The organism is Lactobacillus sp. UMNPBX12 (assembly GCF_002553955.1).
Classification (GTDB): Bacteria; Bacillota; Bacilli; order Lactobacillales; family Lactobacillaceae; genus Lactobacillus; species Lactobacillus crispatus.
On sequence record NZ_PCYY01000015.1, the window covers coordinates 1 to 13,302 of the forward strand.

General features: G+C 36.4%; 15 protein-coding genes and 1 tRNA gene. 9 read left to right on the forward strand and 7 right to left on the reverse strand.

Annotated features, from left to right (window positions below; genetic code table 11):
- The 5 genes from CP363_RS06955 to CP363_RS06975 form a co-directional block, all read left to right on the forward strand.
- On the forward strand, positions 1-291 hold a 291-nt coding region (locus CP363_RS06955), incomplete at its 5' end, for an LPXTG cell wall anchor domain-containing protein (protein ID WP_143468715.1).
- Positions 292-1,222: 931 nt separating this feature from the next.
- On the forward strand, positions 1,223-1,810 hold the full coding sequence (locus CP363_RS06960; RefSeq protein ID WP_098036044.1) for a site-specific integrase: 588 nt from the start codon (positions 1,223-1,225) through the stop codon (positions 1,808-1,810).
- Positions 1,811-1,955: 145 nt separating this feature from the next.
- On the forward strand, positions 1,956-2,318 hold the full coding sequence (locus CP363_RS06965) for a type II toxin-antitoxin system RelE/ParE family toxin (protein ID WP_098036045.1): 363 nt from the start codon (positions 1,956-1,958) through the stop codon (positions 2,316-2,318).
- Between the two features lie 2 nt (positions 2,319-2,320).
- Positions 2,321-2,596, forward strand: coding sequence for a helix-turn-helix domain-containing protein (locus CP363_RS06970; RefSeq protein ID WP_056994890.1), 276 nt, complete (start codon positions 2,321-2,323; stop codon positions 2,594-2,596).
- Positions 2,597-2,637: 41 nt separating this feature from the next.
- Complete coding sequence (locus CP363_RS06975; protein ID WP_056953640.1) at positions 2,638-3,030, forward strand: hypothetical protein; 393 nt, start codon at positions 2,638-2,640, stop codon at positions 3,028-3,030.
- A gap of 58 nt (positions 3,031-3,088) precedes the next feature.
- On the opposite strand, the gene CP363_RS06980 is transcribed toward CP363_RS06975, so the two are convergent.
- Positions 3,089-4,789: an IS1182 family transposase gene (locus tag CP363_RS06980; protein WP_098036046.1), complete on the reverse strand. Its 1,701-nt coding sequence runs from the start codon at positions 4,787-4,789 to the stop codon at positions 3,089-3,091.
- A gap of 202 nt (positions 4,790-4,991) precedes the next feature.
- Between CP363_RS06980 and CP363_RS06985 the strand changes: the two genes are divergently transcribed.
- Complete coding sequence (locus tag CP363_RS06985) at positions 4,992-5,573, forward strand: hypothetical protein (protein WP_098036047.1); 582 nt, start codon at positions 4,992-4,994, stop codon at positions 5,571-5,573.
- Between the two features lie 400 nt (positions 5,574-5,973).
- On the opposite strand, the gene CP363_RS06995 is transcribed toward CP363_RS06985, so the two are convergent.
- Both CP363_RS06995 and CP363_RS07000 read right to left on the reverse strand, forming a co-directional pair.
- Positions 5,974-7,182 (reverse strand): SLAP domain-containing protein, encoded by a 1,209-nt coding sequence (locus CP363_RS06995; RefSeq protein WP_089146041.1) that lies wholly within the window; start codon positions 7,180-7,182, stop codon positions 5,974-5,976.
- A gap of 143 nt (positions 7,183-7,325) precedes the next feature.
- Positions 7,326-8,585: an MFS transporter gene (locus CP363_RS07000; protein ID WP_098036048.1), complete on the reverse strand. Its 1,260-nt coding sequence runs from the start codon at positions 8,583-8,585 to the stop codon at positions 7,326-7,328.
- 106 nt (positions 8,586-8,691) lie between these two features.
- Here CP363_RS07000 and CP363_RS07005 point away from each other — a divergent pair, with 106 nt between their 5' ends.
- Positions 8,692-9,564, forward strand: a complete 873-nt coding sequence (locus tag CP363_RS07005) for a helix-turn-helix domain-containing protein (protein ID WP_098036049.1) — start codon at positions 8,692-8,694, stop codon at positions 9,562-9,564.
- An 88-nt stretch (positions 9,565-9,652) separates the two neighbouring features.
- On the opposite strand, the gene CP363_RS07010 is transcribed toward CP363_RS07005, so the two are convergent.
- Positions 9,653-10,147, reverse strand: a complete 495-nt coding sequence (locus CP363_RS07010; protein WP_089146656.1) for a hypothetical protein — start codon at positions 10,145-10,147, stop codon at positions 9,653-9,655.
- A gap of 255 nt (positions 10,148-10,402) precedes the next feature.
- A tRNA-Thr gene (locus CP363_RS07015) sits at positions 10,403-10,475 on the reverse strand.
- Between the two features lie 174 nt (positions 10,476-10,649).
- Between CP363_RS07015 and CP363_RS07020 the strand changes: the two genes are divergently transcribed.
- Both CP363_RS07020 and CP363_RS07025 read left to right on the forward strand, forming a co-directional pair.
- A complete protein-coding gene (locus CP363_RS07020; RefSeq protein WP_098036050.1) occupies positions 10,650-11,351 on the forward strand; it encodes an MgtC/SapB family protein in 702 nt (233 codons plus the stop codon).
- 97 nt (positions 11,352-11,448) lie between these two features.
- Positions 11,449-12,678, forward strand: a complete 1,230-nt coding sequence (locus CP363_RS07025; protein WP_098036051.1) for a DUF2974 domain-containing protein — start codon at positions 11,449-11,451, stop codon at positions 12,676-12,678.
- 59 nt (positions 12,679-12,737) lie between these two features.
- Here CP363_RS07025 and CP363_RS07030 read toward each other — a convergent pair whose 3' ends face one another.
- A complete protein-coding gene (locus CP363_RS07030) occupies positions 12,738-12,995 on the reverse strand; it encodes a GlsB/YeaQ/YmgE family stress response membrane protein (protein ID WP_060462105.1) in 258 nt (85 codons plus the stop codon).
- A 50-nt stretch (positions 12,996-13,045) separates the two neighbouring features.
- Positions 13,046-13,237, reverse strand: a complete 192-nt coding sequence (locus tag CP363_RS07035) for a CsbD family protein (RefSeq protein ID WP_005723606.1) — start codon at positions 13,235-13,237, stop codon at positions 13,046-13,048.
- Between the last annotated feature and the right edge of the window lie 65 nt (positions 13,238-13,302).

Here is a 13,302-nt window from a genome sequence, read left to right on the forward strand (position 1 = left end):
AACACTAACCCTGGTGATAATGGCAGCCATAACACTAACCCTGGTGATAATGGCAACCATAACACTAACGGTAATAACAACGGTATCAATAATGGTACCCAAAACGGTAATGGCAACAAGACCGTAAACACTAATGTTACTGACAACGGTAATGGTGACAACGGTCAAAACAACAAGCAAGCATTACCACAAACCGGTAATACTAAGAATGATGCGGCTGTAGCTGGATTAGGTTTAGCTGGCTTACTGGCAATGCTTGGTTTAGGCGGATTGAAGAAGAAACGCAACTAGATAACATAATTTTCTTTCCCAATATTTAAGTGCTGTATTCGATTCGTCTAAACTATGAAAAGGACTACTTAGTATTTATTGTAAGCAGCCCTTTTTTGTTGGTAGATTAGACTCTTTGTTAATCAGTAAGGATGAAGAGAATTTAGAGAACTAGACTAAGCTACTTTAGCTATTGGTCTAGTTCTCTTTTTTGATAATTCCCGAATCATGAGATTAGAAGTCTTCCCTAAATTTCAAGAATAAGTTAACCAATGATACTCAAACATTACAAGCTCCAATAAAAAAAGGACAGTGTATTGGAAGTATTAAACTAACAAGTTCTCGTTTAAGAACTATATCTGGTGATCACTTATCATATCCCTTATATGGTAATGAAACAGTATCTAAAGGCAATTTCTTTGAAAAAACATTCAAATAATTTTCTACTGTTATAAGCTTATTCCCTCCAAGAGCTAATACTTCTTTTTATGTTTCAAGCCTATTTGTTATAAAGGTTTCTGAATAAAAAGCGCCAACCGAAGTCAGCGCAGAAAAAGTAGCAATATTATTTCATTATCTTACGAATCAGAGCAATCACCTTTTTAATTGATTTTTTAACGTGTTTATTAGGCACGACCAAAATGATAAGGTCGGTGTGCAAATTGGAATCGGGTAGCTCCCGATTACCGAGCCGGCGGGACATCTGAAAAGATGCCCTTTTTTATTTTTAAATGAATTTTGTATTATTCACTTTATTCCTCCCATATATAACAACGAATGGGAAACTAAAAAGTAAAGATTAATTTTCATCGTTTTTAAAGTAGGGTCTATTTGTAATAAATAACCCCTAAAGAATGTTGCTATATCAAGCCCCTGTATTCTACAATCAGAATATAGGGGCTATTATCTTTATCAAGCACAAAATAGCCCCTAAAATAAGGAGCAATTAATCATGAAACAACTCGTTTTACCCATCAAAGATTCCAATATCCTGCATGAAGTCGAAGATACTCTCCTACATAATTTTAAAGCTGGCCGCCGAAATTACACAATTTTCCAAGTTGGCAAGGCAACGTTACTCCGAGTGTCCGATTTATTAGCTCTCAGACGCAATGAAATCTTCAATAACGATGGGACTATCGCTAAAAATGCTTATATTCGGGATAAAAAGACCGGAAAGCCCAATACTTTGTACCTAAAACCAGTTAAACAAGACCTAAAAGACTATTTTCAGTGGCTAAACCAACAAAATCTCCACTCAGATTGGCTTTTTCCATCGACTAAACACCCCGATCGGCACATCACTGAAAAACAGTTTTACAAAATCATGGCTAAAACTGGCGATTTAATTGGGATTAACTACCTCGGTACTCACACAATGAGAAAAACTGGGGCTTACCGGGTCTACACACAAACTCATTACAATATCGGTTTAGTGATGTCGCTGCTTAATCATTCCTCAGAAGCCATGACCTTAAAATATTTAGGTCTGGATCAAGTCAGCCGAGAACAAATGCTCGATGAAGTTAAGTTCGATTAAGCACTCCCCCCAAAAAAATTCACTCGTTAATCAGGTTAGGTTTAGTCATAAACCGTTCTGATTAACGAGTCCAGCAAGCGAAGCACGGTAGTTGTTCTAGATAGCATATATTGATAATTGATACAATATATGCTATCATTAGGGCATGGAAGATTTAGAATTTGAATTTTATACTCGCCCTAATGGCCATACTGAATTTGCAGAATATTTAGATAGTCTTGACGTTAAAGCTAAAGCAAAGTTATTAGCACGGATTAACATGGTCGCAACTTATGGACTTAGTGCTGGAATTCAACATAACTGGGTTAAGCCACTGGAGAAGAATCTCTATGAAATTCGCTCTCGGGTTAGTAATAATCAACAACGTGGCCTTCATTTTCACGTTGATGGCGTTCACTACGTTATTACCCATGGCTTTACTAAGAAAACCCAGAAAACACCGCCACGAGAAATTAATCATGCTAAGAAATTACGTGACGAATACTTTGCCAACCGAAAGGAGCAATAATTATGAGCAACATTAATTTTAAAGACTACTTAAATGAACAATTAAAGGATCCGGAATTTAAAAAGGAATTTGAAAACGAAACAACTAAGTTAGAGAGTGCCATTGCATTAACTAAGGTTAGAAAAGAATCAGGCCTTTCTCAACGAGATCTAGCTACTGTTTCTGATGTTCCTCAATCAACAATTGCACGAATTGAAAGCGGCGCTAACACCAGTATTGATACTTTAACCAAAATTGCTAACGCTTTGGGCAAGAGATTGACTGTTAACTTCTCATAGTAGTTAATCTAATTACTTAATAGAAAGAAGTTTTTATCATGATGTCCCCTAAATCAATTGCCCGTTGGCAAGAACTTAAAGCCAAAAAACTGAGTGGTCGTACTGTTCCTGAAGATATGGAGTATAAGAAGCTCCAGATGAAACATAACGCTGATGTTTTAGCCTTAAACGAACTAAAATGGAAAGCTGAATTAGCCGAAGCTATGCTAACTTCGGCCAGTAATAATGATGACTTAATGCAACGCTTAAACAGCATTATTGATTCGCAAATTGGTGATGATCAAAAGCCATTTGCGAAAAAAGATTTGCATGATTTTGTGACTGCATTTGTGGCTAAAATAAAACAAGAGCAGCAGGAACAAAGTCACGCAAAACCATTGGGAAAGAATCCATTACATGATAATGAATTTCCCAATGGGAACAATCCAGATTAACTAAATGTTAAAGCTGGATTGTAAAAAATTCCCTTTGCCAAAAGGCATTGGGAATTTTTTATTTTGGCGTGTCTGGGAAAAAACTAAGCCTTAGATACTGAAAGACGATCAATCCAACTCTTAATTTGAGTTGCTTGACCGTCTTTTTCTGTCTATTTTTATTTTTGAACAAAGAAAATTGGTCTTTTGACCATCTTCTGTTCCAATATTTGCTTAAATTCATCATCATGAAGGCTATTCCTATATCTGTTTCAACCTTCTTTTTGCCTCTTAAATGAGTTCGGCGCATGCCAAAGACGTTCTTCAAATGTCCAAAAATCGGCTCCACATCATATTTCCTCATGCTGTAGATGTGTCTGCCTTCAGGACTTTGGAGAACTGCTTTGGCTTTTTCTTTTAGGTATTGCCAGTTAGGATTATAGCGAACCTGACGTTGGCGTCCGCTCTTAGTCTTGGCTAAGCGTTCTAATTCTGGCGTTAGTTGAAATTCATCTGCTTCATAGACCTTAAAATCACGAACCTGACCAGTCGATCGATCTTTACGTTGACTATAATATTTGAAGTTGAATCTGACGCCATTTTGATCAAGGTAATAATCATCTTTTTCATCATAGAACCAGTTAGCCAGCTTAGTTGGATCGTTGCGATACTTTCTGGTCTTTCCCTTTTCGTACATGGTATAAGGAATATAGTACTTCTTGTCTGAATACTCTTCTTCTAACATTGAATAATTATATTCGCTGCCATAACCAGCATCAGCGACAATCTTGTCAAACTTGTCTAGTGTCGTCATCTGCTTTAAAAATGGTTCGAAAGTTCTGAAATCAGTTGGATTAGGGTATAAAGCAAAGTCAACCACATATTGATCAGTGGTGGCGGCTTGAATATTGTAGCCTGGCTTGAGCTGGCCGTTCTTCATGTGATCTTCCTTCATATGCATGAAAGTCGCGTCATGATCTGTCTTAGAATAGCTGTTACGCCCTGCAAAGATTTCTTTCGCCTCTTCATATTTCTTCATTCGAGGAACATAGTCTTTTCTTAGTTTATGAAGCAGCTTTTTAAGACCGCGTCTTCTTGCTTTTCTAGGCGAACCGCCAGGGATTGCTTTGGGTTCTTGCTCAATTTCTTCGGTCAGCTTTTCAATCTCGGCTTCCGTTTCTTGTGCTAGCTCTGCCAAACCTTGACTGGTCTGGACTTTCTCTTTTGCCATTGCTTTGACGACTTCTTTGGCAATCAATTCATCATAAAGCTCAACCGCTTGACCTTTGAGCTTGTCATGAAATTTTTCAACTGCCTTGCGCCAAACAAAAGTATAGCGATTGGCGTCAGCTTCGATTTTAGTGCCATCAATAAAGATCGCTCCTTCATTGATAAGGCCCTCGGCTTCTAACAAATTGGTAAAGTAGAGGAAGCTTTTCTTAACCAGCTCATTGGCATGCTTGCTGGATCTAAAGTTATTTATAGTATGGTAAGAAATCTGTTGGTGTTCAGCCAAAGCCATCATCGGCACGTTTTCTTCCAGCATTAATTCGATTTTTCTGCCTGAAAATACTCTTCTGGAATAAGCAAAAAGCAAGATTTTAAGCATCATCGCTGGATGATAAGCTGGACGACCGGTTTTAGCAGTATTACCCAATAAGACATCTTCTGGAATTGAATCGACAAACCAGCTAATGGTATTAGCCAAATGATTATGAGGAATAGCGAAGTCTAAGTTGAGTGTTAAAGCTGTTTGACCTATGGTATAATTTTGATACATTAAGATTGCCTTCTTTCTTTTTGTTTTGTGGTGATTCAATAATATCAAGGAAGGCACTTAAAGTATAGAAAAAGAACGATGAAATCCATTAGGAAATCATCGTTCTTTTTTCCTGTCTGAGAATTAGTTTTTTCCCAGACACTTTTTATTTTGTTCAAAGATATTTTATAATTGAGATTAAATTTAAGAAAAGAGAATAAATATGAAAAAAGCGATTGTTTTAATCAGTGTAATGGCCGCTGCGCTATTGACGGGATGCAATAAGCAAACAGCAAAATCAAATTCAAGTTCACAATCATCAAGTAGTTCAAAAATTGTACGTCATGAGACTAAATCATCTAGTGAAGCTCCTCGCATTAATATTCATAAAAAATATAAGGGCTTTAAACTTGCGACTGTACCTAGCCAGTACCGTGGTACCTGGTATCGCGGCGATCCTTATTCTAAAAAGGCTAGAAAACTCGTGATTACTGAGCATACGGTTAACGGCAATGTCACTTATCAGAAAATCGATCCAAATTTAAAATTGAATCGTCACTCTGAAAAACAAAATATAAAATACTCTGGCAATATTGTTCTAATTGATACTCAAGGTAATTCGTTAAAAGTGCGCGGCTTCTTGGATCTGGTGAACTTGGATTATCAGCCTGGTCAATTTAAGAATCATGATTGTCTCTTCTTAAGCTACGGGACCGATCCTAGTGTCGTCAACGGTGCGATTTTCAAAGATAAAAGTGTTGCGCTTAAGTATAGAAAGTATGATTTCACTAAGGTAAAGAAATAGTAAATGTAAAAAAGCATTCATCAGACTTGCTAATGAATGCTTGAAATCAGCTATTATTCTTTCTATGTTTGCGGCTTTGCACAATGATGATAATATCCCAAATGACTAATACTAAGGTGTAAATCATCATGAATATCTTTGCACCTACTGCTTGGCTATGCCAAAACAAATCTAGTGCTAACCAGATCAAAGTTATTACAGCCCAAATTATTCTATATAATTCAGGTTTCTCTCTCATCTTAACTCACGCTCCCTGCTATGTACTTCTTTATTTTCTACCTTTAATTTACCCCCATGTAAGCATTTACAAATGATACGTACTTTTTCTTTTGAGTTAATAAAATAAAGGTTAGAAAGAACTCCATCTACATCATGTAGACGGAGTTCTTATTTTTATATCTTATTTCTTCAAGGCAGCAGCTTGTGCTTCTTCTGGAGTGTTAGATGGAGTGATTTTAACACTATTTTCAACAAATTTAACATCGCTGGCTTTGACATAATTGTCAGCTTTGAGTGGCATATAATCTTTTGTGTATTGACCGTTATTTGATAAACGTATTACATTTTGCCAATAACGGACTGGTGCTAAATGATAAAATTCTTCTGCTTTATTTTCACTTGGTACCCAAATATATAATAACTTATCTACTTTCCACTCTTCAGAATTCTTTGCAAGCTTTATATTTTGAGGAGTCCCATTTGTATTATATAGATCTGTGGCCTTGGTAAATCTAATGAGTGAATACCTATTTGCTAAAGTATAGTTATGAACTGGCATCTTTTTGGCAGCATTGACAAATAAATTAAGAATCCAGTAATCAGTACCTTTAATGTGGTAAATTGCTTGTTCCCAATCATCATCGCCGTCCTCACCAGTACCTGCTCGAATGCCTTGTTCTAAGTAGTCTACCGTAAACTTTTCACCATTCTTTGCATATTTGCCGGAAGGTTGAACTTTGTCTTTACCAGGTACTTCAACGAGAAGAGGGATACCGTTCCGTAATACGGTTACTGTTGTTTCATCCTTACTCATTGGTGGAACACTATTTGAAGACGTATTGTTAGTATTAGTGGTTGGCTTGGTGTTAGTAGTAACCGTTGTTGGTCCTTGAACAGTATTTACTTTAATAACAGGTCCCAAATTGTATGACTTAATATATTGTTTTCTTGGTCCAGCGATGCGGAAGTAACGCTTACCATTCTTGAACTTGTAAGAACCACCATAAGTAGTGACTGTTTCGCCCTTATAGAGCTTCCAACGATTCATGTAAGAGGTTCTGCCATTTGAAGACTTATAGATATAGGCATTATGAGTGATTTTCCGAGTTACACCGTCAATATTAGTAGCTTTTAAATATTGATCTTTGCCGCTTACCTTGTAGTAAAGTGTACCGTCTATTTTAACAGGATTGCTTTCTACTGTTACATATTGATAGGAGTAGTATTTCTTACCAGTACTATTACCATTCTTGTCGTAAGCGATAGCAGTATGCATTACCGCCCTGTTTGTTGCAGCTTGTACTGTGTGAGCACTAGTTGTGGCACTCATAAGAGGTGCGATTCCCATTAAGGCAGCTGTAGAAATTAATGCGAGTTTATTTAGTTTCATAAAAATTCACTCCAATTCTTAAAATTATTGGATTGTTACGTATATTTTTTACACCTTCATTTTACCCCCCGAAATGAAAATCAAGTGGGAAAGAACAAATTACAAATATCTAAACTGTACTTCTTCTGTTGTATTAGAAACAGTTATTGTACTGTATTGATTTCTGCTTTGACTTTGTTTTTTATCCCCATCTTGATGGCAACGAACAAGATAATAACTTCAATTGCAATCAAAGTAAATAATGCGTATTTTACACTAACAAAACCAGATATTGAAGTCATAATTGTAGTAAAAATTGGTGCTACAGCCATCAAGATAGTATTCAATAAACCAACAGATGAAGCTAAAATCTTATGTTCAATTGTGTTAACTAACCATTGTTGCATCTTAATTGAGGCAATACTTGCAGTTGCTGCTAACAAGAAGTAAACAGCTAAAACGGCATAGATATTAGCCAATATAGTCGCAACGGTCGTAGCAAAACTCAAAATAATAGCAAGAATAGTGATGGTAAATACTAAAGCTTTTTTGAATAATTGTGGTCCAAACATACTGCCTAAAATAGCGCCAACACTTACCACTACACCCATTACAGCAATAGTAAAGCTGTAGCTAGTGATGATCATTGTAGATTTATTTCCTGCAATCATAATTGGAATTAATGATCCAAGAGCAGTTAAAATACCATTAAGCAAAGCAATCACGAAGATAACAGTTAACAAACCTTGTGCCTTCTTCATTTGTTTGTATGATGACTTCATGGTGGCGAAAAACTTCTGATCATTAACTTCTTGTGCTTCAAGTGGCTTTTGATCTTTTCTATGCTTTAAACCAACACTTAAAAATAGAAGTCCAGCTACCATGAAAGTAATAGCATTAATGAAAGCCAAGTTAGCAAAGGACAAGAAAAGCAACAACCCTGAACCGACAAATTGTGCAATAGTATTGATTACTTCACTCACGCCGTTGGTAAAACCTTCAGCTTCACCAAATTCTTCTTTTCCGACAATGTCGACAATTAATGGAGCGATCAATCCAGTAGAGTAAGCACCAAACGTATCAGATAAAAAATTAATAATGACAACTATAATAACTAAATTCCATTGAGAAACATTGCTGACAAAGAGCAAGCCTACTATACCGTAAAGAACAAATCGAACTACGGCCATTAAGAAGATGCTTTTGAACTTATTTCTAGTTTTATCAGCTAAGAAACCTCCAAAAATATCAAATAGTCTTGGAATAGATTCTGAAATAGCGATCAATGATAAAGCCAATGAATAGTTGTGCAATTTACTTGCGTAAGTCATGAATGCTAAGTAAAAGAATACATCCCCAGCAGTAGATAAAAAACTGGCAACTGAAAATCTTCTGTAATCCTTATTTTTCAAAAATACATTCATAATGTTTAACCCCTTTTTCTTTGTCTCATTTGTTGTTGCAATTATAATAAAGTGAAAAAGAGATTAATTTTTAAAAGTGGCGTATTTGACATTTTGAGGTGACATTATGACGATCGGTGAGTTACTTAAAGAAGAAAGACTAGCGAAATCAAAAACACAGAAAGAATGGGTTGGCAACATTATCAGTACTTCTTACTATGCCAAGGTAGAAAAGAATAAGCATAGAATTACTGCAGAAGATTTGCTAGCACTGTTGCACCGCAATCACATTGATAGTAGTGACTTTTTCAAGCGTTTAGAAAATGAACGTGACCTAATCCACGAACAAGAAGAAAATTGGGGACATACGGCCACTACCGCTGTCTATCACCATGATATCCCTACTCTAAAAAAGATCGTTCAATCAATTAAAGACAGTGACCTGCCTCAAGATAAAAAGGATCAAGATGCTTTAGAAGTCGAAGGAATGATCGAAACTCTGAGAATTAATTATGAGGATGACTATCAGCCTAACCTAGAATTACAGAAAAAGTTGCGGGAAAGGATCTTCGACATTCCTAATTTTACTGAACTAAAATTGCAGCTCTATTGTGATTTCATGGATTTCTATGATCTAGATGCTAATAGAGCCATTGTTAAGCAAATAATTAAAGAAACTTCAAATACAGTTGATAACAAGATAATGGTGGCCGTAAGTGCAATTATCAATAATTTTATCAGCAATTCGATGTCTAATAATCAATATGATGGTCTTGATTGTTACATTGAAATAGTTGAAAAAATGCCGCAAATTCCCGAATTATATCTAATTAAAAGCAGTATAGCTGTCCATAAATATTTGATAGCTTATCACTTCCACAAAGATGAAAAGTACATTGATTATTGTCAGAAAATTGCAGAAAGTTATCAGTTAACAGGGATGGAAGATTTTGGTAAGAGTATAGAAAAATTTATTGAGCAAGAAAAAAACAAGTTATAAAACTTGTTTAAATCAAAAATGATAGCTATTAATTTTTTGAGTAAATAAAAGTGTCTGAGATTTAGTTATTTCCCAGACACTTTCCTATCTAATCTTCCATTTCCTTGTTTAAACTAGGATGGGCGGTATGTTCCTCCCAGTCATTATTATGAGCCTGTGTATCCCTTATAGCGGCTTCTAGTATCTTCATTCCACGACTTTGCTTAACAGCATTATCTTTATCCTCAGGGAAAATAATTAAGCCCTTATCCAGTTTCAATTTATCTATTTGTGCCCAAAGATCTTTATTTTTCTTTCGGCTTTTTTCATTTTCAAAACACTGTTTGAAGTATTGCTGATTGTTAGTATATAACTTTATAGAATCTACGAAACTATCATTCTCACAAAACTTTAAAGCTTCAATTATTGATTTTAATTGCATTCTTGGAGCAGTTAATTTTTTAGCATCTTCACTTTTAACTACTTTACACTTTAATTCAGTAGTATTTTCAGTACGTAAGTAATAACACCAAAAACCAATTTTATATCCATCTTTATCGAAGAAATTACTAGTTATTCCTTTGGTATAAATCGTATAACTCATTTTTTCACCTATTTAATCTTCATTGTTTCTAATTAATTTAATTATACTCCGTGTTCATGCTGTGCACACAAAAAAACGGGCTTAAAGCCCGTCATATCAACCTTTATTCTACGCTCTGAGTTCATTCAATGCACACACTCTAAAACGTGTGCAGATTATGTGCATTATTTTTCTTTATACAAAAAAATTAACCTTAACTTATCTTCGTAAAACGTTGATAAATCAAGGTTAATCAATAAAAATGAATCTTTATAATGCTGACTAGAGGGTTCGAACCTCCGACCTCCTCATTACTAGTGAGGTGCTCTGCCAACTGAGCTAAGTCAGCAACTCTTCGTTGTCTTACCCGACAACAGTATTTATTAAACCATATAGATGGAAACTGTGCAAGTCTTTTTTTGAAAAAAGTTCAAAAAAATTCCCCAGACTATAATTTTTCTGCATTTACGTTAAAATAGAAATGATAATAATTGTTGATTATACAAAGGATGAGGACTAAATAATGCAAACTTTAGCTCCAATTACAACCGAATTAGATTGGCTACTTAGAATTGTTGTCGCAGCTTTTTGTGGCGCATTAATCGGCTATGAGCGGGCGATTCAGAGAAAAAGCGCGGGTGTGAGAACTCATATCGTAGTTGCGATTGCTTCTGCTTTATTCATGATCGTATCTAAATATGGATTTACCGATCTATTAAGCATGCATGACATTGCACTAGATCCATCAAGAATTGCGGCCCAGATCGTTACAGGAATTTCCTTCATTGGTGCGGGTACAATCCTAGTTAGAAAAGAACAGGTCTCAGGCTTAACTACTGCCGCTGGAGTTTGGGCAACTGCCGCCATCGGGATGGCTGTTGGTGCTGGCATGTATTTCATCGGTATCCTATCAACCGCCCTATTGTTTATCATTCAAATGATCTTTCACGATGATGTCATTATCAACAAAATAACGCCACATGTTCGTTTTAACATTCAAATTGTGGCTATTAATCAGCATCATATTTTATCTAAAATCAGGCAAGAACTAGCAGATAATCACGTCGAAAATGTTACTGTTAAAATTCTCGACGTGAGTGATGACCACATTGTTTTCTACGTTGACGGAATCATTAATAATAAGATTGATGAGAACTCTATTGTCATGAATCTACGTAAATATTCTGATATTACCCGTATTAGTTATACCCGTGGTGGTATGTAAAATCATTTTAAATCTCAAGCATTAGCTTGAGATTTTTATTTTGGCGCGACAATTTAGTAAAATAGTAATATTGCCTAATTAATGAAAGGATGAGATTATGGCTGGAACACTTGATTATTTACGTTGGCGGGGAGATCTTTCTTTTAAAGAACGGCCTTTTAATAGCGTGGACGCATCCCTCTTCGCCTCAATCATCTACTTACCCGTCGACAAATCTGCTAAGGAACATACCTTAAGTGAAGTCGCAGAAAAATTACACGTCCTTCCTTCATTTCAAGTTCAAATGAAAGATTTAGCTGGCGATCAAATTCTTCTTTTACCTAAATCACCTCGTCTAGGCGACATCAAAATCCTTAATTGGACTAATCGGCTGGAAAAGGATCCTTATCCACTTCAATTTACCGCGGCTACTTTTCGCCTAACCGATAATACAATTATCATCGTTTACCGCGGAACCGACAACTCAATCATCGGCTGGAACGAAGACATGAATATGAACTACATGCCCAAAGTTTATGGTCAAGATGTTGCTGCCAATTATCTCAAAGAAATGGCTGCCGCCTTTCCCCATGACAAAATATATTTAGCAGGTCACTCTAAAGGTGGCAATTACGCTGAATATGCTTTAAGTGTCGCTGAGCCTGATTTGCAGGACCGTATTATCAAGGCCTTTAGCTTTGACGGCCCCGGCTTTTTCCACCAAGTCTGGAAAGCACCTGGCTTTGTACGTGCATTACCCAAGATGAAGACCTACCTCCCAGAAGCTTCAATCATTGGCACCATGCTTGATCATCCTGAACACGTTTTAATCGTCAAAAGCACTGCACCGATGGTCCAACAACATGATCCTCGCCGCTGGGCCGTGGGGCGTGACAGTTTTGTTTTAGCTGAAAGTTTAACTTCAGGTGCTCGCTCATTGCGCCACTCGCTCATCGATTTCAATCACAGCATTCCTGAAAAACAACGCGGCGAACTCTGGGATGCCCTCTTTCAAGCTTTTGATGAATTGAACATTACCGATGTGTTCCAGATTACAGCCAATAAATTATTAGGCACTGTCCGTTTCAGTCGCGTAATCATGTCATTAGAGCCTGAGACGCGCCGTTATGTTTTGCATATGTTCGGTGAGATTATCAATGCTTTACGTGGTAATATCAGCTTACCGTTTAGCGAAAGTGACTTTGCCTTATATCCCAAGAGCAATGACTCTAACAAGGCACCCATATTCTTTGAATTTTATGACAAGACGGTCCCTAGTCTTTTGCCTGAAGAAATTAAGCAACGTTTTTTAGCTGAGAAAGAAAATGAACGAAAAAAGCTAAAATAGTTTCACATGAAACACAAAAAAAGACATGCTAAGCATGTCTTTTTTCTCTTATTCTATTTTTATTCAGTTCTTCTAAGCATCCCTAGTACAAAGGAAACCACTAGTACCAAGATGACTGCTCCCAATATTGATGGTACGATTGCCATCCCAGCCATTTGCGGCCCCCACGAACCAAAGATTGCTTGGCCTAAGGTTGAACCAACCAGCCCTGCTATTAAATTAGCTATAAATCCCATTGATCCACCCTTGCCGGTTATGAAACCAGCTATTAGACCTATTATAGCGCCAACGATTAAAACCCAGATCCATGATAACATAGGATCACCTATTTGCTTTCTGTTTAGCTATTGCTAGTCGACCTGAGTCTTTAACAATCTTCATCTATTTGATGGTCTTTTTCCAGATCATCCTTTAATTTTTTGGCTTTGTCCTTAACTTTGCCCTTGGCTTGTTGAGCTTTTCCTTGGACTTCGCGTGATTTATCGCCGGTAATTTTACCTTCGACTTCTTTCACTTTACCGATAACTTTGTCTTTTAAGCCACTATCTGATTTGTTCATAGTTGGGCTCCTTTCTTAATAAACCGGTTACGTTTCTAGAATTAATATTACTCGCATTTAGGTCA

Coding starts and splice junctions, on each gene's coding strand:
- CP363_RS06960 (WP_098036044.1), top strand. CDS start 1,223: ATGAAACAACTCGTTTTACCCATCAAAGATTCCAATATCCTGCATGAA.
- CP363_RS06965 (WP_098036045.1), top strand. CDS start 1,956: ATGGAAGATTTAGAATTTGAATTTTATACTCGCCCTAATGGCCATACT.
- CP363_RS06970 (WP_056994890.1), top strand. CDS start 2,321: ATGAGCAACATTAATTTTAAAGACTACTTAAATGAACAATTAAAGGAT.
- CP363_RS06975 (WP_056953640.1), top strand. CDS start 2,638: ATGTCCCCTAAATCAATTGCCCGTTGGCAAGAACTTAAAGCCAAAAAA.
- CP363_RS06980 (WP_098036046.1), bottom strand. CDS start 4,789: ATGTATCAAAATTATACCATAGGTCAAACAGCTTTAACACTCAACTTA.
- CP363_RS06985 (WP_098036047.1), top strand. CDS start 4,992: ATGAAAAAAGCGATTGTTTTAATCAGTGTAATGGCCGCTGCGCTATTG.
- CP363_RS06995 (WP_089146041.1), bottom strand. CDS start 7,182: ATGAAACTAAATAAACTCGCATTAATTTCTACAGCTGCCTTAATGGGA.
- CP363_RS07000 (WP_098036048.1), bottom strand. CDS start 8,585: ATGAATGTATTTTTGAAAAATAAGGATTACAGAAGATTTTCAGTTGCC.
- CP363_RS07005 (WP_098036049.1), top strand. CDS start 8,692: ATGACGATCGGTGAGTTACTTAAAGAAGAAAGACTAGCGAAATCAAAA.
- CP363_RS07010 (WP_089146656.1), bottom strand. CDS start 10,147: ATGAGTTATACGATTTATACCAAAGGAATAACTAGTAATTTCTTCGAT.
- CP363_RS07020 (WP_098036050.1), top strand. CDS start 10,650: ATGCAAACTTTAGCTCCAATTACAACCGAATTAGATTGGCTACTTAGA.
- CP363_RS07025 (WP_098036051.1), top strand. CDS start 11,449: ATGGCTGGAACACTTGATTATTTACGTTGGCGGGGAGATCTTTCTTTT.
- CP363_RS07030 (WP_060462105.1), bottom strand. CDS start 12,995: ATGTTATCATGGATCTGGGTTTTAATCGTTGGCGCTATAATAGGTCTA.
- CP363_RS07035 (WP_005723606.1), bottom strand. CDS start 13,237: ATGAACAAATCAGATAGTGGCTTAAAAGACAAAGTTATCGGTAAAGTG.